Origin of the sequence: Bacteroides sp. ET225 (assembly GCF_024733745.1) — a bacterium.
GTDB lineage: Bacteria > Bacteroidota > Bacteroidia > Bacteroidales > Bacteroidaceae > Phocaeicola > Phocaeicola excrementipullorum.
Genome location: NZ_JANRHN010000001.1, coordinates 60,214 through 80,656, shown reverse-complemented (window position 1 = coordinate 80,656; position 20,443 = coordinate 60,214). Strand labels below are relative to the sequence as shown.

Annotated in this window: 17 protein-coding genes, 4 tRNA genes and 1 pseudogene; 15 read left to right on the top strand and 7 right to left on the bottom strand. The window is 50.1% G+C overall.

What is annotated here, in order from left to right; translation table 11 throughout:
* Positions 1-41 precede the first annotated feature (41 nt).
* The 4 genes and pseudogenes from NW212_RS15325 (at position 42) to NW212_RS00355 (ending at position 7,136) form a co-directional block, all read left to right on the top strand.
* A pseudogene (locus NW212_RS15325) lies at positions 42-1,060 on the top strand (trehalase family glycosidase).
* Position 1,061: 1 nt separating this feature from the next.
* On the top strand, positions 1,062-3,053 hold the full coding sequence (locus tag NW212_RS00365) for a glycoside hydrolase family 97 protein (RefSeq protein WP_258336680.1): 1,992 nt from the start codon (positions 1,062-1,064) through the stop codon (positions 3,051-3,053).
* 43 nt (positions 3,054-3,096) lie between these two features.
* On the top strand, positions 3,097-5,094 hold the full coding sequence (locus NW212_RS00360; RefSeq protein WP_258336679.1) for a hypothetical protein: 1,998 nt from the start codon (positions 3,097-3,099) through the stop codon (positions 5,092-5,094).
* Between the two features lie 17 nt (positions 5,095-5,111).
* On the top strand, positions 5,112-7,136 hold the full coding sequence (locus NW212_RS00355; RefSeq protein WP_258336678.1) for a glycoside hydrolase family 97 protein: 2,025 nt from the start codon (positions 5,112-5,114) through the stop codon (positions 7,134-7,136).
* A gap of 84 nt (positions 7,137-7,220) precedes the next feature.
* Here NW212_RS00355 and NW212_RS00350 read toward each other — a convergent pair whose 3' ends face one another.
* On the bottom strand, positions 7,221-7,367 hold the full coding sequence (locus NW212_RS00350) for a hypothetical protein (RefSeq protein WP_258336677.1): 147 nt from the start codon (positions 7,365-7,367) through the stop codon (positions 7,221-7,223).
* Positions 7,368-7,425: 58 nt separating this feature from the next.
* Here NW212_RS00350 and radC point away from each other — a divergent pair, with 58 nt between their 5' ends.
* Genes radC through NW212_RS00335 form a run of 3 tightly spaced genes read left to right on the top strand, consistent with a single transcriptional unit; the run spans position 7,426 to position 9,275 of the window.
* Positions 7,426-8,115 carry a DNA repair protein RadC gene (gene radC / locus NW212_RS00345; RefSeq protein WP_258336676.1) on the top strand — a complete coding sequence of 230 codons (690 nt, stop codon included), beginning with the start codon at positions 7,426-7,428 and terminating at the stop codon, positions 8,113-8,115.
* Positions 8,116-8,168: 53 nt separating this feature from the next.
* Positions 8,169-8,489 (top strand): metal-sulfur cluster assembly factor, encoded by a 321-nt coding sequence (locus tag NW212_RS00340; protein ID WP_258336799.1) that lies wholly within the window; start codon positions 8,169-8,171, stop codon positions 8,487-8,489.
* 21 nt (positions 8,490-8,510) lie between these two features.
* Positions 8,511-9,275, top strand: coding sequence for a UDP-2,3-diacylglucosamine diphosphatase (locus NW212_RS00335; RefSeq protein WP_258336798.1), 765 nt, complete (start codon positions 8,511-8,513; stop codon positions 9,273-9,275).
* A gap of 68 nt (positions 9,276-9,343) precedes the next feature.
* Here the strand turns inward: NW212_RS00335 and NW212_RS00330 are convergent, their stop codons facing one another.
* The 3 genes from NW212_RS00330 to pta all read right to left on the bottom strand — a co-directional run bounded on the left by NW212_RS00330 (position 9,344) and on the right by pta (position 12,794).
* The gene (locus NW212_RS00330) at positions 9,344-10,384 is read right to left on the bottom strand and encodes a sugar kinase (RefSeq protein WP_258336675.1); all 1,041 of its coding nucleotides are present in this window, start codon (positions 10,382-10,384) and stop codon (positions 9,344-9,346) included.
* Between the two features lie 165 nt (positions 10,385-10,549).
* Entirely contained in the window at positions 10,550-11,749 is a 1,200-nt protein-coding gene (locus tag NW212_RS00325) for an acetate kinase (protein ID WP_258336674.1), read from the bottom strand.
* A gap of 31 nt (positions 11,750-11,780) precedes the next feature.
* Positions 11,781-12,794 (bottom strand): phosphate acetyltransferase, encoded by a 1,014-nt coding sequence (pta, locus tag NW212_RS00320; protein WP_258336673.1) that lies wholly within the window; start codon positions 12,792-12,794, stop codon positions 11,781-11,783.
* Positions 12,795-13,041: 247 nt separating this feature from the next.
* On the opposite strand from pta, the gene NW212_RS00315 reads away from it, so the two are divergent.
* From NW212_RS00315 to NW212_RS00300, 4 genes are all read left to right on the top strand, one after another.
* Positions 13,042-13,392: a CidA/LrgA family protein gene (locus tag NW212_RS00315; protein WP_258336672.1), complete on the top strand. Its 351-nt coding sequence runs from the start codon at positions 13,042-13,044 to the stop codon at positions 13,390-13,392.
* On the top strand, positions 13,373-14,068 hold the full coding sequence (locus NW212_RS00310; RefSeq protein ID WP_258336671.1) for an LrgB family protein: 696 nt from the start codon (positions 13,373-13,375) through the stop codon (positions 14,066-14,068). Before NW212_RS00315 ends, NW212_RS00310 begins: the two co-directional genes overlap by 20 nt.
* Before the next feature lie 163 nt (positions 14,069-14,231).
* Complete coding sequence (locus tag NW212_RS00305; RefSeq protein WP_258336670.1) at positions 14,232-15,122, top strand: DUF2156 domain-containing protein; 891 nt, start codon at positions 14,232-14,234, stop codon at positions 15,120-15,122.
* The gene (locus NW212_RS00300; RefSeq protein ID WP_258336669.1) at positions 15,119-16,150 is read left to right on the top strand and encodes a GNAT family N-acetyltransferase; all 1,032 of its coding nucleotides are present in this window, start codon (positions 15,119-15,121) and stop codon (positions 16,148-16,150) included. The genes NW212_RS00305 and NW212_RS00300 overlap by 4 nt, the downstream gene beginning before the upstream one ends.
* A gap of 10 nt (positions 16,151-16,160) precedes the next feature.
* On the opposite strand, the gene cdaA is transcribed toward NW212_RS00300, so the two are convergent.
* Together cdaA and folP are read right to left on the bottom strand one after the other, a co-directional pair.
* Positions 16,161-16,937 (bottom strand): diadenylate cyclase CdaA, encoded by a 777-nt coding sequence (cdaA, locus tag NW212_RS00295; protein ID WP_258336668.1) that lies wholly within the window; start codon positions 16,935-16,937, stop codon positions 16,161-16,163.
* Between the two features lie 13 nt (positions 16,938-16,950).
* Complete coding sequence (gene folP / locus NW212_RS00290) at positions 16,951-17,805, bottom strand: dihydropteroate synthase (protein WP_258336667.1); 855 nt, start codon at positions 17,803-17,805, stop codon at positions 16,951-16,953.
* A 387-nt stretch (positions 17,806-18,192) separates the two neighbouring features.
* Here folP and NW212_RS00285 point away from each other — a divergent pair.
* From NW212_RS00285 to NW212_RS00270, 4 genes are all read left to right on the top strand, one after another.
* A tRNA-Val gene (locus NW212_RS00285) sits at positions 18,193-18,267 on the top strand.
* Positions 18,268-18,300: 33 nt separating this feature from the next.
* A tRNA-Val gene (locus NW212_RS00280) sits at positions 18,301-18,378 on the top strand.
* Between the two features lie 20 nt (positions 18,379-18,398).
* Positions 18,399-18,473: transfer RNA gene (locus tag NW212_RS00275), tRNA-Val, on the top strand.
* 33 nt (positions 18,474-18,506) lie between these two features.
* A tRNA-Val gene (locus NW212_RS00270) sits at positions 18,507-18,581 on the top strand.
* A gap of 61 nt (positions 18,582-18,642) precedes the next feature.
* Here NW212_RS00270 and NW212_RS00265 read toward each other — a convergent pair.
* Positions 18,643-20,403, bottom strand: coding sequence for a DUF4091 domain-containing protein (locus NW212_RS00265; protein ID WP_258336666.1), 1,761 nt, complete (start codon positions 20,401-20,403; stop codon positions 18,643-18,645).
* Between the last annotated feature and the right edge of the window lie 40 nt (positions 20,404-20,443).

Genomic DNA, 20,443 nt, shown 5'->3' with positions numbered 1-20,443 from the left:
GTTGGGAACATGCTGCGGCACTTGCTGTCTTTAATCCGGAACTGGCAAAAGAACAGATGCTGACTATGTTTGACTACCAGACTCCTGAAGGTATGATTGTTGACCTGATAGCTTTGGATAAGAAAGAGAACAACAACGTCTGCTCTAAACCGCCTATTGCCGGCTGGGCGACTTATATGGTTTACCGCCGCACAAAAGACAAAGAGTTTGTCAAGGAAATGCTCCCTAAACTGCTGAAGTTTCATGAATGGCGTTACAAGTACCGCGATCATGACGGTAACGGATTGTGTGAATACGGGGGCATCGGCCCGGAAGTCTATATGGGACAGTGGGAAAGCGGTATGGACGTTGCGGTAAAATTCGACGGAGTGAAGATGTTGAAAAATGCAGAAGGTGCCTGGTCGTTTGATCAGGAATCTATCGAATTGAACAGCTATCTCTGTGCCGAGAAATTTTATCTTGCCTACATGCTGGATGAGATAGGGGAGAAGGAACAAGCTTCACAGTTCCGCGCTGACGGCAACAAACTCCGCAAAATATTCAGGAAAAATTCTTTGACAAGGAAACAGGATTCTTTTATGACCGCAAGCTGGGAACTGGGGAGCTGGTGAAAGTAATAGACATTTCCGGATGGATTCCTTTGTTCACAGGGGTAGCCACTCCGGAACAGGCGGCTTCCGTCAAGGAGAATATGCTTGATCCGGAATTGTTCGGTACGTATTTCCCGTTTTCCAGTCTGAACCACAAGCATCCTTTATACCAGCCTGATAAAGGATATTTCCGTGGACAGACATGGATGAACTATACTTATTTCGGTATTCGGGGATGGAAGAACTATGGTTTCAAAGAAGACGCTGAAAAGTATACGTGGCTGCTTCCCGACCGTCTGAAAGGGTTGGCTGAGCCAGGGTATCCAATCCGCGAAAACTGGAATTCGGAAACAGGAGAAGCCATGACGGCCATGCATTTTGGATGGTCAAGTGCTTTTTCCATTCGCTTGCTTACAGAAGATGCAGATAAATTTCCGTATATTTCCCTGCGAAATGAAAAAATAGAATGATATGAAAATGAAACCGTTGTTTATCTTAAGTTTATGCTGCTTGTGCTTGCAGGCATTCGGTGAAGAGTATACGTACAGATTAGCTTCTCCTGATAAGAACCTGGAGGTTAACATCTCTGTTGGTCAGAAAATTACGTATAGTGTAAGGCATAAAGACAGAGTTTTGCTCAATGCAAGTCCTATTGGATTGGTATTTCTTGATCGGACGCTGGGAGCAGATGCAAAAGTAATCCGCAAGAAAGAATCTTCATTTACGGAAGACATTCAGTCACCTCATTATCGGGTGCCGTCTTTCACGGTCACTTATAATGAATTGGACTTGAAGATGAAGGGTAACTACGGAGTTGTGTTTCGTGCCTATAACGAAGGGATGGCCTACCGTTTCTATACAACAATGAAAGACTCGGTCATTGTCGAGGATGAGATTGCATCTTTTAATTTTCTGGAAAACTATACCTCATATATGGCTTATTCAACCGCAGGTGTGAAATCGGACCAATATGCGATGGCATTTCAGAATACTTATGCGGTTTCGACCGTAAAGGAGGCGGAAGCGGACAATATCGCTTTCCTGCCGATTACGCTGGATTGCGGGGATGAAGTGAAAATGACTTTGCTGGAATCAGATCTGGAAAGCTATCCGGGAATGTTTATAGAGAAGGGAAACGGGGAATCCTGCTCGCTGAAGGCAACTTTCGCCCGTTATCCCAAGGCCTTGAAACGTTTTCCCCCGCGTGCCATGACGAAGGTCGTTGAGCGTTCCGATTATATAGCCAAGGCGGCGGGAAAGCGCAATTATCCCTGGCGCATTTGGGCCGTGACGGAAAAGGACACGGAAATGCCTGTAAACAATCTGGTATATGCGCTGGCATCTCCCAACCGTATAGGGGACTGCTCGTGGATAAAAACCGGGAAAGTGGCTTGGGAATGGTGGAATGACTGGGGAATCTCCGGTGTCGGATTCAAGGCAGGCATCAACATGGATACTTATAAACATTATATCGATTTCGCTGCGGAGAACGGGATAGAGTTTGTTGTGCTGGACGAAGGCTGGTATAACCCGGCTAAAGGAGATATGCTTGCTGTGATTCCGGAACTGAATCTGGAGGAATTGGTCCGATACGGTAAAAGCAAGGGTGTGGATTTGATTCTTTGGACGGTTTTCAACGTGCTTGATGAACAGTTGGAAGAAGCTTGCCGGAAATATTCGGCCATGGGAATCAGTGGGTTTAAAGTGGATTTCCTGGACCGTGATGACCAGACGGCAGTAGAGATGGCTTGCCGCATAGCTGAAATGACCGCAAAGTATAGGCTGACATTGGACCTGCACGGCTTCTACAAGCCTACCGGGATGAACCGCACGTATCCGAACGTCATCAACTATGAATCTGTCTTCGGAATGGAGGAGATGAAGTGGAGCACAGTCGACAGGGACATGATGGAGTATGACGTGACAATGCCTTATATTCGCATGATGGCAGGGCCGGTGGATTATACGCCGGGGGCGATGCGCAATGCCGCGAAAAGAGATTTCAAGCCGATATACCACAATCCGATGAGCCAGGGAACCCGTTGCCATCAGTTGGCAGCTTACGTGGTGCATGATTCGCCCTTGACAATGCTTGCTGACAATCCGACTATTTACAGGAAAGAGCAGGAATGCACGGACTTCATTGTTGGAATGCCTAATAAAGGCATCGATGAAACGCGGATACTTCAAGGGAAATTGGGTGAGTTTATTGTCACAGCCAGAAGAACAGGGAGTGCGTGGTATGTGGGCGGAATGACAGACTGGACTCCTCGGAGTGTCACGCTGGATTTCAGCTTTTTGGGAGAGGGAACGTATGATGTCATTTTATTCAGAGATGGCATTAATGCGGACAGGCAGGCTGAAGATTATGTGAAAGAAGCTTTTTCTGTCACTTCGACTTCGAGGAAAAACATCTGGCTGGCTCCCGGAGGAGGCTTTGCCATGTCTGTAGTGAAAAGATAATCGAAATAGAAATTGTATGAAAACAAATAACGTATCATATTCCATGAAAAGGTTTATAGTGCCGATCGCTTTGTGTATCTTGTGCATCGCTCCGTTGCATGCGAAACAGTACTGGCGTATTAGCAAGGAAGGAAACAGCATTACGTGGCAACTGAAAAAGGGAGAAACGCATCATGACCATATCGAAATGTCAGGAAAAAGCGTATCTGTCGTATTGAGATATGGAGTGAATGCAGAAGGAGAGTTCGAACTGAATAAAAGTATGGTGTGGCCCATGCTGCGCACCGTCCCTAACAATACTCACGGGAGTCTGATGCGTCGGCTGGACTGGAACCCGCTTGACGCTGTGACTGCAAACGGGAGGGCATTGCAAGAGCAGGTGAAGTGCATTACGCTGAACGGAACCCTGGAGGCTGTGAGCGACCTTCAGCTTGGAGGCAAAAGCAAAATGACACTGAAACGGACTTTCTTCCCCTCTGCTGAACATCCGGCTTTGGTGGAAATGTATGAGTTTGCTAATAAGGGAGGAACGGGCGTCACGCTTGAACTTCCCCACGAACACACCGTGCTGCATACTGACCCGGAGAAAGGCGTTAAAGGTTCTTACGCCATTTGTATGGATACGGACAAAGGTGGAAGCGTCACGCTTGCGCCCGGTCAGTCGTTCGTTTACTCGGCCACGCTTGCCGCTTATGCTGAAGGAGAGGAAAAAGCCGCAATGTCTGCTTCGGCGGAACTTGCCAGACGCAAGGCTCTTGTTGATGAATGGACCGGAAACCTAATGCTGGAAACTCCGGATCCGGTAATCAATGAAATGTTTGCGTTTTCCAAGATACGTGCGCTGGAAAGCATCTATGAAACGAAAGGAGGCCCCATGCACGGGCCTGGAGGCGAATCTTATTATGCTGCAATCTGGGCCAATGACCAGGCGGAATATATAAATCCTTATTTCCCTTATACTGGATATGCATACGGAAACGCATCGGCCTTGAATTCCTTTAGACTCTTTGCGCGGTACATGAATCCAGACTGGAAGCCTATTCCGAGTTCAATTGTTGCGGAGGGGGATAGTTATTGGAACGGAGCGGGAGATAGGGGCGATGCTGCCATGATAGCTTACGGTGCTGCACGTTACGCTTTGGCAAGAGGAAGCAGGGAAGAAGCCTCCCGGTTGTGGCCTTTGATTGAATGGTGTCTGGAGTTTTGCCGGAGGAAAATCAATCCGGATGGGGTGGTAGCTTCGGACTCGGACGAACTGGAAGGACGCTTCCCTGCCGGAAACGCCAACTTGTGCACCTCTTCGCTTTATTATGACGCGCTGCTTTCGGCGGCTTATCTTGCTGATGATTTAGGCAAAGGAAAGGGTGTTGCCAAACGATACAGGGATCAGGCCAGGCAATTGAGGAAATCCATCGACACTTATTTTGCCGCTGAAGTGGAAGGCTATGATACATATGCTTACTATAAAGGAAACGATGTCTTGCGTGCCTGGATATGCATCCCGTTGACTGTAGGGATTCATGAACGCGCCGAAGGCACTGTTGACGCCCTGTTCTCTCCGCGCTTGTGGACTGAGAACGGACTTTTGACGCAAGCCGGAAGCGAAACGTTCTGGGATCGCTCCACCTTGTATGCTCTGCGGGGCGTGTTCATGGCGGGCGAGCGCGAAAAGGCTCTCAAGTTTCTGAAGCATTATTCATCGGTCAGACTGTTGGGAGAACATGTGCCGTATGCTGTAGAGGCTTGGCCTGAGGGAGGGCAGCGTCATCTGTCGGCTGAAAGTGCTCTGTACGGGCGTATCTTTACGGAAGGCATGTTCGGCATCCGTCCCACTGGACTGAACGCTTTTTCTCTGCAACCCCAATTGCCTGTGGAATGGGACAGAATGGCCTTGCGGAAAGTGAAGGCTTTCAATGGGTCGTTCGACATTGAGGTCGTCCGGCTGAAAGGAGAACAGCTGCAAGTAACGGTGTGGAATGGAGGGAAACAGCTGTTGAAGAAGAAGATAAAAAATGGAACGGCTTTAAATTGTATATTGTAATCGCTAAAGCAATGCTTATGAAACAGTCTTTCAAGAAATGGATGCTCTTTTTGTTGGTGGGCATTCCTTCCTGCATTTATGCGCAGACGAAATATAAAGTGACATCTCCTTCCGGAAAGCTCCGGCTGGAAGTGGCAACCGGAAATGAGATAACCTATTCTGTAATACACGAGGAGGATACGATGATCGCTCCTTCTCCCATATCCATGACATTGACGGACGGAACCGTGTTCGGACGCTTTCCTCGGCTGAAGAAGAAACGTTCGAGGTCGGTGAATCAGACCATCAATCCGCCTGTTTACAAGAAGTCGGTCATCGCGGACTGTTACAATGAACTGACGCTCGAATTTAAAGAAGACTATAAGGTGGTGTTCCGCGCATACGATGAAGGAGTTGCCTATCGTTTCGTTTCATCGCGTAAAGCGCCTTTTTGGGTAAAGGACGAGCAGGCGGTATTCAACCTGCCGGATAATCCGGACATTTTTGCGGCCACTCCGAAGGGCAGACAGATTGACGGGAAAGAGAATCAGTATCACAGTTCTTTTCAGAATACTTACCGGCATGTGCCGCTTTCTGAATGGGACAAGTCACGCCTGGCATTTCTTCCGGTGCTTTCCGCTAAAAAAGGGAAAGAACGCAAGAAGGTTTGCATCACTGAGGCTGACTTGCTGAATTATCCGGGCATGTTCTTGAAAGCGGATGACGAAGATAAAGGGCTTTACGGACACTTTGCCGCTTATCCTAAAGAGGTCGCCGTAGAAGTGAGGGGACTGAAGGAAGTGGTCAAGTCGCGTGAGCCGTATATCGCTAAGTCTGAAGGGTGCACGGCTTTTCCTTGGCGTGTGATAATCGTTTCAGAGAAAGATACAGACTTGCTGTGCAGCGACTTGGTGTATAAGCTTGCCGCTCCGGCCGAAGGAGATTATTCTTGGGTGAAGCCTGGAAAGGTGGCATGGGACTGGTGGAACGACTGGAATATCAGCGGCGTGGACTTCAGAGCCGGCATAAATACGGATACATATAAATATTATATTGACTTTGCTTCCCGCTTTGGCATCGAATATGTCATTCTGGACGAGGGATGGGCTGTTGCAGGTCCCGCTGACCTTTTTCAAGTGGTTCCGGAAATCGACCTGAAAGAACTGGTGTGCTATGCTGAGGCCAGGCATGTCGGACTTATCTTGTGGGCGGGATTCCGGGCTTTCGACAAGGATATGGAGCGTGTCTGCAAACATTATGCTGAAATGGGAATCAAAGGATTCAAGATTGACTTTATGGACAGGGACGACCAGTATATGATAGACTTTAACCGCCGTTGTGCCGAAACGGGTGCCCGATACAAGCTGCTGATCGATTTGCACGGGACATCCAAGCCGACCGGCCTTCAGCGCACTTATCCCAATGCCGTTAATTTTGAGGGAGTTCACGGACTGGAGGAAATGAAGTGGGCGCAGCCGGGGACGGACCAGGTGACTTACGACGTGACTATGCCCTTTATCCGCATGGTGGCTGGTCCGGTAGACTACACGCAGGGAGCGATGGTCAACATGAACAGGGAAAACTTCCGCGCCATCTATTCCGAGCCGATGAGCCAGGGAACCAGATGCCGCCAGTTGGCTGCGTATGTCATTTTTGACTCTCCGCTGAACATGCTTTGCGATTCGCCTTCCAATTACATGAGGGAGGCCGAGTGTACACGGTTTATTGCCGGAATCCCAACAACATGGCAGGAAACGTTGCCGCTGGACGGAAAGGTGGGAGAATATATCGTCATGGCGCGCCGCCAGGGAGATGCCTGGTATGTGGCCGGGCTGACGGACTGGACTGCCCGGGACATAGAGGTGGATCTTTCTTTTGTGGAAGAAGAAAATATCCGGGTGGAGCTTTTTGAAGACGGAGCCAATGCCGACCGCGTGGGCAGGGACTATCGTCGCCGTGTCTTTTCTCTTTCGTCTGGCAGGAAGCAGAAGATTCATATGGCACCCGGCGGAGGCTTCATTATGAAGGTTTCGGTTGGGGGACAGGCAGACGGAGGGCGTTGAATGCTTTTCTCATCTGACATTGCCTGATTCGCCTGAAAGTCCGGAAGCTCGTGCGGGAAAGGCTGCGATTCCGGCCTGCAAACTTCAAACGGCATCGTTGTTTTTATAAACCGCGTTGCCGTTTCTGCAAACCGCAGTGTGGTTTCTATAAACCACATCGTGGTTTGCAGAATGTATCGGGAAATCAGCAGTTTCCTTTTGCGTCTGGCGTTGAAAATCTTCCTCTGCCATCTTGGGTTATCCGGAAGTTTTCCTTATTTTTGCGTCATGTCGCTAATCTTAAATCTGTATGAATGAAAAACTGAACATCAACCAATGGGCGGAAGAAGACCGCCCGCGCGAGAAGATGATGCTGCACGGAGCATCGGCGCTGACCAATGCGGAACTTCTCGCCATTCTGATAGGATCGGGAAACACGGAGGATACGGCGGTGGAGCTGATGCGCAAGGTGCTCGACGGATGCCACAACAAGCTGGGCGAGCTGGGCAAATGTTCGGTCGAAGACTTGTGCCGCTACAAGGGAATAGGCCCTGCAAAAGCTGTGACTATTCTCGCGGCTTCTGAATTGGGCAAGCGCAGAAAAGAGGAAGAGCCGAAGGAACGGGTGCAGATCCGTTGTTCGACCGATATCTTTGCCTACTTCCATCCGCTGATGTGCGATCTTTCCGTTGAAGAATGCTGGGTGATGCTGCTCAACCAGGCAGCAAAGGTGGTCGACGCAATCAGAATCAGTCAGGGAGGGCTGGCTTCCACGCAGGTAGACGTGCGGTGTGTGTTGCGCGAAGCCCTGCTGAAACGCGCCACATCCATCGTGCTTTGCCACAATCATCCCTCTGGAAATGTGACCCCCAGCACGGATGACGACCGGCTGACCCAGGCTCTGAATCAGGCATCGAACACCATGAACATCCGTCTGCTCGACCATGTGATTGTAACCGACGGAGCATATTACAGTTATGTAGATGAAGGAAGGTTGTAGCGATTCATATTTTTTGTTACATTTGCAGACAATACTAAATGGCAATAGAACCTATGGATAACGAAACGAAACTGAAGATAGAAGAACGGATTGTCGAGATGCTGAAAACAGTTTACGACCCCGAAATTCCTGTAAATGTATATGACCTGGGACTGATTTACAGGATAGACTTGCAAGACGACGGGGCCTTGACGCTTGACATGACCCTGACGGCTCCCAACTGCCCTGCGGCCGACTTTATCATGGAGGATATCCGCCAGAAGGTGGAGTCGGTGGAGGGAGTGACTTCTGCTCAGGTAAATCTTGTCTTCGAGCCGGAATGGGACAAGGACATGATGACCGAAGAAGCTAAACTCGAACTGGGATTTCTATAAAACGATGGTATGATGGATGCGCTGAAAAATGTATATTTCCTGTCGGATGCTCACCTCGGGTCGCGCGCGATTCCTCATGGGCGTACGCAGGAACGCAGGCTCGTAAATTTTCTGGACGGTATCAAGCATAAGGCGGCGGCCGTCTATCTGCTGGGCGACATGTTTGATTTCTGGTACGAATTCAAGCTGGTCGTACCCAAAGGCTATACCCGTTTCCTCGGGAAAATATCAGAACTGACCGATTTGGGGGTGGAAGTGCATTTCTTTATCGGGAATCATGACATCTGGTGCGGCGACTACCTGGAAAAAGAATGCGGAGTGATTCTGCACCGTGAGCCGTTGACTTGTGAAATCTACGGGAAGGAGTTCTTTCTGGCACACGGTGACGGGCTGGGAGATGATGACCGCAAGTTCAAGTTCTTGCGTACGGTCTTCCACAGCCATACCCTGCAGTGCCTTTTCTCTGCCTTGCATCCGCGCTGGAGTGTGGAGCTGGGACTGGAATGGGCAAAGCACAGCCGTCTGAAGCGGGAGAACGGACGCGAACCGGATTACATGGGCGAGGATAAGGAACCGCTGGTGCTTTTTGCGAAAGATTACCTTAAGACGCATGCGGACATCAATTATTTCATCTTTGGGCATCGGCATATCATGCTCGACCTGATGCTGTCCCGCTCTTCGCGGCTGATGATCCTGGGAGATTGGATTCATGATTTCTCGTATGCCGTGTTCGACGGGGAAAGCATGTTCCTCGAACAATATATTGAGGGAGAAACGGCCTTATAGCAAAAGGCGCAGATTCCGCAGCCGGCAGGCTGCGAGGAATCTACGCCTTTGTATGTGAAGATATTCCGTTACCGTGCCACTTCGCCGCTTTCCTGTTTGGCAAGCAGCCCTTCTACTTCGGCAACCTTTACGAGGTTGTAGTCACCTGCAATCGTATTTTTCAGCACGGATGCCGCTGTAGAGAAGTCTACGCGCTTCTGGTCATCGTCAAATGCACCCTGTGCATACAGCATGGCTCCGCAGAATGCATCGCCCACGCCTACGCAGTCTATCACATTGTCGATGTCGAATACGCGGCTGTGCTTCATCGTGCCGTTGCTGTAAAGCACTCCCGCAAAGGTATGGTGCTCCGAACTCATCACATTGCGCAATGCGATGTAGATGTATTTGCAGTTCGGCACTTGCTTGCTGATTTCCTGGCAGAACTTTTCGTATGCGGCGATGTCGTATTTCTCTCCGTTGCGCGTAGCCTTGAATCCCGGAGCCTTTATCCCCGTCACCAGAGCATATTCGCCTTCGCTCCCGAACATGATATCGCTGTCCACCATCAGCGGGCGCAATACTTCCTGCGCGGTTTTTCCGTAGTTCCACAGGTTCTTGCGGTAGTTGATGTCGTATGAAATCTTCAGTCCCATTTCCTTGGCTACACTGATTGCTTCCTTGCATACATCGGCAAGTCCCGGAGTCAGCGCAGCGTCGATGCCCGACCAGTGGAATATGGCGGCGTCCTTGAAGGCGTCTTTCCAGTCGATCATGCCGGGCTTGAGTTCGGAAAAGGCCGATCCTTCACGGTCGTAGATGACTTTTGAGTTGCGCATGGCGGCTGCCTTTTCCATGTAATATGTACCGAGGCGGTGTCCTCCGACAAGCACGTGGTCTGTCTTGATGTTGTGGGAGCGGAGTTCTGCCAGACAGGTATCTCCCAGCGCATTGTCCGGAAGGCGGGTAATGTATTCAACTTCACCTCCGAAGTTGGCGATTGAGATGGCAACATTGGCTTCACTTCCTCCATAGTTTACAAGAAAATCCCTTGACTGTTCGATGCGGAGATTGTCAGGGGTGGTGAGGCGGAGCATAATTTCTCCGAATGTTACGATTTTTTTACTCATAGTGGGGTGTTTTATCATTTTGTTGCGTGCGGGCCGATATAAAGAAAGGGAAAACTTCCGGTCGGAATATTCTTTTTATTATCTGCTCCACGTCTGTGTCACAAAGATAAGAAATTTCCGGCAGGAAGTATTCCCTTTTAAATCTCTTTAGGATTCCCGAGGCGCTTATTTGCTGTTCAGGATGTTCATTGTGTCTGTCGCAATCATCATTTCCTCATCGGTGGGGATGACGCAGACCTTAACCTTGGAATCGTCGGTAGAAATGATGGCTTCTTCGCCTCTCACCTTGTTCTTTTCCGGATCGATTTTTACGCCCAGGTATTCCAGGTTCTTGCAGACTCCGGCACGTGCGGTAGCCTGATTTTCACCTACACCGCCGGTGAACAGAATGACATCAACGCCGTTCATTGCGGCAGCATATGCTCCGATGTACTTGGTGATGCGGTAGAAATACATCTTCTCGGTCAGGATGGCGCGTTCTTCGCCTCTTGCGACAGCGTCTTCCAGTTCGCGCATGTCGCTTGACTTTTCGAACATTCCCAGCACGCCGCTTTTCTTGTTCAGCAGCGTAGACATTTCGTCCGGCGTCAGCCCTTCCTTTTTCATGATGTATGTGATTGCTCCTCCGTCGATGTCACCGCTTCGGGTTCCCATCATTAAACCTTCCAGCGGAGTCAGTCCCATGGACGTATCCACGCATTTGCCGTCTTTTACCGCTGCGATAGAACCTCCGTTTCCGATGTGGCAGGTGATGATCTTTGATCCCTCTTGCGGAATGTTCAGGAACTCGCATACGCGTTTTGATACGTAGCGGTGTGATGTTCCGTGGAAGCCGTAGCGGCGGATTCCGTATTTCTCGAAATATGAATAAGGGATTGCGTACAGGTATGCATAGTCGGGCATTGTCTGGTGGAACGCCGTGTCGAATACGGCAACTTGCGGCACTTCAGGCAGCAGCTTCTGAACGGCATAGATGCCTTTCAGGTTGGCGGGATTGTGCAGCGGGCCCAGATCGCAGCATTCTTCTACGGCTGCAATCACTGCATCGTCAATCAGTACAGAGCCGCTGAACTTGGTTCCTCCGTGCAGTACGCGGTGGCCTACTGCATTGATTTCATGCAGATTGCTAACCGCTCCGTATTCGGCATTGGTGAGTGTGTCGAAAATGAACTGTACGCCGGTTGTGTGTTCCGGCACGTCTTTTTCGATGATTTTCTTTTCGCCGTTGGGCAATGTCATTTTCAGGAAAGAACCCGGCAGACCGATTTTTTCGATGCCGCCCTGCGCAAGCGCTTCCTTGTTTGTCATTTCAAACAGTTTGTATTTGATGGAAGAGCTACCGCAATTCAATACTAATACTTTCATCTTTGTTGCTTCAATTTCTTGGTGAATAAAATTACTGTTGAGATTTGGCTGCGATAGCCTGGTTAGCCGTAATGGCGATCATCTTGTATACATCGTCGATGCAGCATCCGCGTGACAGGTCGTTTACCGGACGGGCGATACCTTGCAGGATCGGTCCGATGGCTGTGGCATGTCCCAGACGCTCAACCAGCTTGTAAGAGATGTTTCCCACTTCAAGACTCGGAACAACCAGCACGTTCGCTTTTCCTGCGATTTCTGATCCCGGAGCCTTGCTTGCGCCGATTCTTGGAACCAGAGCGGCGTCGGCCTGCAGTTCTCCGTCGATCTTCAGTGCCGGATCCATCTGCTGCGCAATATGGAGGGCCTCGACAACTTTGTCAACGACTTCGTGTTTGGCAGAGCCTTTGGTTGAAAAGCTCAGCATGGCAACGCGCGGGTCGAGTCCGGCAACGGCCTGTGCTGTTCTTGCTGTGCAGACAGCAATCTGAGCCAGCTGGCCTGCGTCGGGAACCGGAGTTACGGCAACATCTCCCATAACGATCACGCCATTGTCGCCGCATTCGGGAGCGTGGGTCAGCAGCAGCATCGCGCCGGATACGCAGGTGATTCCCGGAGCAGTCTTAATGATTTGCAGAGCAGGGCGGAGTACGTCGCCGGTTGTATTGCGGGCGCCTGCCAGTTGTCCGTCGGCATCTCCCGATTTGATGATCAGACATCCCAAATACAGCGGGTTGAGGACAAGCTTGCGTGCTTCTTCGATTGTCATGCCCTTTTTCTTGCGGAGCTCGCACAGCAGCTGTGCGTATTCTTCTTTTTTCGGGTGGTTTTCCGGGTCGATGATGGTTGCCTTGTGGATGTTTCCCAATCCCCATTCCTTGGCAAGCCCCATGATTTCATCCGGGTTGCCCAGCAGAATCAAGTCTGCAACACCGTCTGTCAAGATTTGATTGGCAGCTTTCAATGTGCGTTCTTCTGTTCCTTCCGGAAGAACGATGCGCTGTTTGTTTGCTTTAGCGCGCTCAACGATTTGACTAATTAAATCCATATCGGTTATATATTAAGAATTATTGTGTATAATCTGGCCTGTGTGCGATAACGAAGTGGCCTTATCACTTTGCAAAAATAAGCATTTTTGTAATATCAAGTTGGCAAAAGATGAAATATTTGAGTTTAAAGTATGTAAAATAAATATGTTTGACGGCAGGTTTAAAAAAAATGCCGCTTTCGCGCTCGCTTTATCTGCGAATGTATAACTTTGCGCCCGGTTTTCAATACGATAAATTTTAGGTATTATGATTCGTCAATGTTCTATCCTTTTCGGATGCTTGGCTTTAGGTGAACTGATTGTTTATCTGACAGGGATCAAGCTCCCTTCGAGCGTTATCGGTATGCTTTTGCTTACCTTGTTTCTCCAGCTGGGCTGGATTAAGCTGGAGTGGGTCCAGGGAATGACCAATTTTCTGGTTGCCAATCTTGGGTTTTTCTTTGTGCCTTCGGGCGTGGCGCTGATGCTGTACTTTGACATCATCTCGGCTCAGTTCTGGCCGATTGTCATTGCTACGGTAGTGAGTACGGTGCTTGTGCTGGTTGTAACGGGTTGGGTTCATCAATTAGTTAGGAAATATGGATTTTTTCGAAAATAAGTTCTTTTTGCTGGCCATTACGTTTGGTTTCTTTTTCATTTCTAAATTGTTGCAGAAAAAGACAGGTTGGGTGCTTCTGAATCCGATTCTGATAGCGATTGCATTGTTGATTTGCTTTTTGAAGCTGACGGGAGTTTCTTATGAAACTTATTCAGAGGCTGGTTCGCTGGTGGAGTTTTGGCTGAAGCCGGCGGTCGTGGCTTTGGGCGTGCCGCTTTATTTGCAGTTGAAGATGATCAGGAAGCAGCTCATGCCGATTGTTGTTTCCCAGTTGGCGGGATGTATTGTCGGCTTGGTTTCGGTGACGGTCATTGCGAAAGTGATGGGCGCTTCGCCTGAGGTGGTCATGTCGCTGGCTCCGAAATCGGTGACTACGCCGATTGCGATGGAAGTTTCGAATGCGGTTGGAGGAATTCCTTCGCTGACGGCCGCCGTGGTGATTGTTGTCGGTCTGTTCGGTGCCATCTGCGGTTTCAAGGTGTTGCAGGTGGGTCATGTCGGGAGTCCGATAGCGCAAGGGTTGTCAATGGGAACGGCATCTCATGCCGTGGGGACTTCGCGCGCCATGGAGGTGAGCGGCAAATACGGGGCTTATGCCAGCCTGGGACTTACTTTGAACGGCATTCTGACCGCATTGCTGACTCCCACTATCCTGCATCTGCTGGGGATGTATTGAATGAACAATTCAGGATGTCGCAAGTTATATAAAAAGGTGGCGGCTCATCTTGGTCAAGATGACGGCCCGTTTCGTTTGGGCCGGGCTGGCGGCTTGTTCAAAATGTCCCGTCATATTTCGGAAGAGATGGAATAACATAAAATGAATATATCTCGAATTACATATGATTGATTTCAATCCGATAAAACTGGAAGACAGGCAGCGGGTGCAGAAATACACGCTTGTCAGTTCGCGGCGCAATTGCGATTTGTCGTTTTCGAATCTTTACAGCTGGCGTTTCCTTTATCATACGGAGCTGGCTGAGGCGGACGGGTTTCTGCTGTTCCGCTTCCGGGTAGACGGTGCGCTGGCATACATGATGCCGGTGGGGCAGGGCAATGTCCGCCCGGTAATTGAAATGCTGATTCAAGACGCTGAATCCCAAAATGAAAAGTTCCAGATGCTGGGTGTCTGTGCCGATATGCGCGAGGAACTGGAAGAAGCTTTCTCCAACCATTTTGAATTTGAATCGGACCGTGATTATGCAGACTACATCTATTTGCGTTCGGATTTGGCTTCGTTGCGAGGGAAGAAGTTCCAGCCGAAACGGAATCATATCAACCGTTTCCGGACGAATTTCCCGGATTACGAATACAAAGAGCTTACCCCTGAGCTGGTGCCGGAATGTATCCGGCTTGAGAACTTGTGGTGTAAGGCCAATGATTGTGCGGAAAATGAGGCGTTGCTGAACGAGCGCCGTTCGATGAATGCCGCCTTGGAGCATATAAACGAGCTTGGCTTGCAGGGAGGTGTCCTTCATGTTGGCGGTGAGATCGTGGCTTTCACCTATGGGGCGCCGATCAATGCAGCCACTTTCGACACTTGTGTGGAAAAGGCGAATACGGATTTTGAGGGCGCGTATGCGATGATCAATTACGAGTTTGCTAACCATCTTCCGGAGCAGTATATTTATATCAACCGTGAAGAAGACTTGGGGCTGGAGGGTCTGCGCAAGGCTAAATTGTCGTATCAGCCGGAAGTGATTCTGGAAAAATACATGGCTACGCTGAGATGAGTGTGAAAGAGCAGGTGCGCAGGCTGTGGAAAGAATGCTTCGGCGATTCGGAAGAATTCATGGATTTGTATTTCGGCCGCCGCTATACGGATGAGATCAATACTTGTCTGGAGGAAGACGGCAAGGTGGTGTCGGCTCTGCAGCGCATTCCTTATCCGATGACTTGTTACGGAGAGGTGATTCCGATGGCCTATATTTCGGGAGCCTGTACGGACGTTGCGTATCGCGGCCGGGGACTCATGAAGCATTTGCTTGCTTCGGCGCATCGCCGCATGTATGAAGAAGGCAAATGGCTGGCAGGACTGATTCCTGCGGAAGAATGGCTTTTCGGCTATTATGCCCGTTCGGGCTATGTGCCGGGATTTCAACAGCATGTCAAGTTATTAACAGGTGGGTGCAAATCTGTTGATAACTCCAACTCTTCATTGGAAATCAAAAAGATAGATCTGTGCAAAGCTCTTCCGGAAGAGATTTGTCCATATCTTTATGAACATCTCCGTTCGTTGCCTTTTTCAGTGCTGCATACGGAAGAAGATTTTCAGATAGTCTTGTCCGACTGGAGCCTGAACGGAGGGGAAGTGTGGGCTGTCTATGACGGGAAGAAGGTTTCCGGACTGGCGCTTTGTCTGAAGCGGGACACGGATTTGCTTGTCCGCGAAATGTTCGCTTCCGGAACTGGGCCGCGTGAAGCTTTGCTGCGTTTCTTCCGCCTGCATTACCGGGCAGGAGAGATGCGGATTGTATCTCCGTCTGAAGGCGAACTCCGTGTGTATGGGATGGCACGCATAATCAATGCCGAACAGATGCTTTCTCTTTACGCCCGTGTTCATTGCGATGATGTTCCGCGGTTCATTAAAGTGGAGGGAGATGAGGCCATTGCGGCAAACAACGCGCTTTTCCTTCTGGAGGGAGGTGCTTGCCGGCGTGTAGACGAAGCGGGTCAGGATTTTTCCGCCTATACGATATCCGGGCTCGCCCGTTTGTTTTTTGAAGGCCATTTGCCTTATATGAACCTGATGCTGGACTGAAGCGTGCGGACTATTCCGTTTTGTTGGTAAGCATGCGCTCCAGTTCTTCTGCAGAAAGCTTCAGATGGAATTGCCCTTTGTATGCGATGGAGATTCCTCCGGTTTCTTCCGATACGATGACGGCCATGGCGTCTGTTTCCTGCGAAACTCCGAGCGCGGCACGATGGCGGAGTCCCAGTTCCTTGGGAATGTCCAGATTGTGTGATACGGGTAGGATACATCCGGCAGCTTTGATCCGCTTGTGGCTTATGATCATTGCTCCGTCGTGCAGAGGGCTGTTCTTGAAGAAGATGTTCTCGATCAGCCGCTGGTTGACATTCGCGTCGATGACATCTCCTGTGCGCACAATGTCATCCAGCGGAAAGTCTTTTTCGATGACGATGAGGGCTCCCACTTTTCCTTTGCTCATGTTGAGGCAGGCCATGACTATCGGCATGATGTCTTCCTTTTGCGTTTCTCCTTTTTTGTTTCCTTTCAGAAAGCGGAAAAGCCCGTTGCTCCGGTGCCGCGATCCTAAAGACAGCAGGAAGTGGCGGATCTCATCCTGGAAAAGCACGATCAGGGCAATGACTCCCACGCTGACCAGTTTGTCGAATATGGATCCGAGAAGCCGCATCTGAAGCACCTGCGACACGATAACCCATATTACGATGAAAACCAGGATTCCGATGAAAATGTTGATGGAACCGGACGATTTCATCAGCTTGTATGTCTTGTAGAGGAGGAAGGCTACCAGCAGGATGTCCAGTATGTCTTTCAGGCTGAGTATGTGTATGTCAAAAGGCATGGGTTTTTGTTTTTCAGTTAGTCGTGTCGTTCATTGTTGATACAATTTTCACCGCTTCTGCTGCGGGCTTTACGTCGTGGACGCGCAGGATGTCCGCCCCTTTCATCAATGCGATTGTATTTATGGCCGTCGTTCCGTTGAGCGCGTCTTCGGGCGTTCCGCCAAGAAGGTTGTATATCATTGACTTGCGAGACACTCCCACCAGTATGGGGAGGCCGAAGATGGAGAGTTCTTCCATTTTGCCAAGCAGTTCGTAGTTGTGGGCCAGCGTTTTCCCGAAACCGAATCCCGGGTCGATGATCAGGTCTTTGGCTCCCATGTCGCGTAGCCGTTGCACTTTTTCCGAAAAATAGCAGATGACTTCCTTCAGCAGATGGTCGTAGTGAGGATGCCGCTGCATGTTTTGCGGGGCTCCCTGCATGTGCATCATGATATAGGGAACTCCCAGGCGCGCTATGGCATGAAACATGTCTTTGTCCATTTCTCCGGCGGCGATGTCGTTGATGATGGCGACGCCGAATTCTTCTACGCACATTTTGGCGACATCCGCGCGGAAGGTGTCGACAGAAACGACGGCCTCAGGCTGCTCTCTGAATACGACAGCCAGTCCTTTGCGCAGCCGTTCCATTTCTTCCTGCACGGGGACGTCTGCTGCGTTGGGCCGTGAAGAATATGCGCCGACATCAATGATGCTTCCTCCTTCAGAGATGATCTGGTTTGTCCGGCAGGCAATTTCCTGCTCCGTCTGTTTCCGGCTTCCGGCATAAAAAGAGTCGGGTGTGAGATTCAGGATTCCCATCACTTGCGGGCGGGAGAGATCCATCAGCCGGCCGTTGACGTTGATGTATTTTGCGGTTCTTTGTTTCATGTTGACCTTTGCTGTTTCTGTGCTGCAAAGGTACACACAATAATTCATACTTTATCGGGTAGGACGAAAGAAATTGTCCCGTTTTTGCCGGATTTGAAGCGGATGTATCCTTATGCAAACTTCAAACCGCATTGCTGTTTGTATAAACGGCAGTGTCGTTTGTACAGACCACGATGCCGTTTATACAAACCACGTTGTGGTTTGAAGAATTCCGGGTGCATTCCGGTTCTTTTCATGCGGCCGTTGGCGTTTCTTTTGAGTCTGTGCGTTTGCCGCATGCGGGTCCGGCAGGCGACAATTTTTATTTTGCGTTCAAAAAAACGGCGGAAAAGTTTGCAGGTTAAAAATAAAGCTGTACCTTTGCAACCGCAATCAGAACGAGATATCGGGCGTTTAGCTCAGCTGGTTCAGAGCATCTGCCTTACAAGCAGAGGGTCGGCGGTTCGAATCCGTCAACGCCCACTCGTATTTCTCGTTGTTCATTGCTTTCTTTTTGGGCGTTTAGCTCAGCTGGTTCAGAGCATCTGCCTTACAAGCAGAGGGTCGGCGGTTCGAATCCGTCAACGCCCACCAAAAAGAACAAGATCGTTTTCGGGCGTTTAGCTCAGCTGGTTCAGAGCATCTGCCTTACAAGCAGAGGGTCGGCGGTTCGAATCCGTCAACGCCCACTCCGAAAACAAAAATTGTCAACTTTCCCTTTCGGGCGTTTAGCTCAGCTGGTTCAGAGCATCTGCCTTACAAGCAGAGGGTCGGCGGTTCGAATCCGTCAACGCCCACGTGGAAATGAAAAAAGCCCCACCGAAAGATGGGGCTTTTTCATGGGCTGTGCGGAAGCGCTTATAGCGAGTTGAGAATCTCTTCCAGCCTGTTGACCATAGTGCTTGCCGACGGCTTGGAGCCGCTGATGTTGTCGAACTTGAATTTACCGACTTCTTCATTCAGCCTTTTCAGTTTGCCGGCGGCTTTTTCTGATTCCAGTTCCTTGCGCAGGATGCGGATTTTCTCGCAGTCCTGGATTCCTTCTACCAGTCGTTCGAAGCGGATGCTGCTGCGCGGCCCGGGGTAGATGCTGTAAGTGTCGCCAGCCGGCCATGTACGGAAGCGGGAGTCGCGCAGCGGGTCGGCGGTCCAGCTGTTTACGGCCCAGCGCAGATAGCCTTCGTAATTGTCTGCAACGGCATGTATGGCCGTCCATGCAGCTTCTGCCGGATCAGAAAAAGTGAAGAGGTTCGGAAATGGTTCCACGCAGCAAGTGTAGTATGTGCTGATTTGTCCTTTGCTCTTGCGGGCAGCCAGCACGTCGTCCGGGAATTTCTGTCCGAACGGGATGCACAAATAGTACAGGTCTTCCTGGATTTCGGCATGATAGTTTCCGGCCAGTGTGATCTTGAATTCCGGATCGGCCTGCTTGATTACTTTGATAGCTTCACGCATGGCTTCCATCGGCCGTTCGTCCATGGAGATAGCCGTTTTTTCAAACCATCCTTTCTTGCGCAGGTGGTCCGCAAAATCTTTCAGGAAAGTTCCCCAGTATTCGGTATAAGCCTTGTCGCCGGGTTTGGCTTCTACAAACTGTATGCGGTTGGTTGCCTGGTCGTAGTAGTCAAAGCGTAAGGCCCACGGAATCATGGTGTAGCAGCAAATCATGTCGTCAATGCCTATTTCATCCATCATGAAGCCTACCCATTTGTCGAATACAGCATAGTCATATTCCCACGTGCCGTCGATTTTTCTGATGCGCGTAATCATGCTGTCAAAGTGGTCTTCGGTCTGTCCGTTCCATGGCTTGTGCATGATGCTTGCGGTGATGGTGCGCTGTCCGGCATCTGCCAGCATCTTCATGATCGGGCGCATCGCGTCAAAATGAGCCTGACTCCAAAGAGGCACCTGATAATACCGCGCCACGGCATATGGATTTTGCCACAGGTCGAGATAGAACGCCCAGTCTTTCGGCTCGGGAAGCGTACGGTTGAGCACTTCCACCTCCACTTGCAGTTTCATGGGACTGAGATTTTCTCCGGATACAGTCAGTGTTCCCTTGTATTTTCCGGCCTTTGCATCCGACGGCACCCATATCTTTATCCAGACAGGCTGGGTGCTGCAAGCTTTTACGTCGAGTGTCTTGTTTATGTCAAGTGCGTCTGCCACGATCAGCGAGTCCCATTCGGCTTTGTTCGGGCGGTGTCCGCATCCTTGTCCGAATTCATCGGTCATTACGTAGCGTACAAAATGAGTGGATATGGCTGATGAAGGGATGGCTGACTTGCCGTTCTTCAGGTCGCTGACCGCAACGGAAACATGGTTGAGGTCGTTTCTTGTCCACAGCACCGCCTGCGCATTGACGCGCTCTCCTTTCCACGCTTTCAGCTGTATCCGGGTGCTTTTCTTCACATCCGGGATATCCAGTTTGGTGTAGCGCATGTCGGTTGTTCCCCAGCTCAGAGCGGCAGGGGCGTTCATTTTCATCCAGGTTTCTTTGCTGTCGTGCGGTTTGGTGTCGGTCAGTTCCTGGTAATTTCCTAATGGGTATTTTTCGGTTTGCTGGGCGAAGCATCCTGCTCCGAGTCCCAACAGGATGGATACTAACAGTGCTTTCATGCTGTAAATGATTTGAGGTGATAGGGCGCAAAGCCACAGA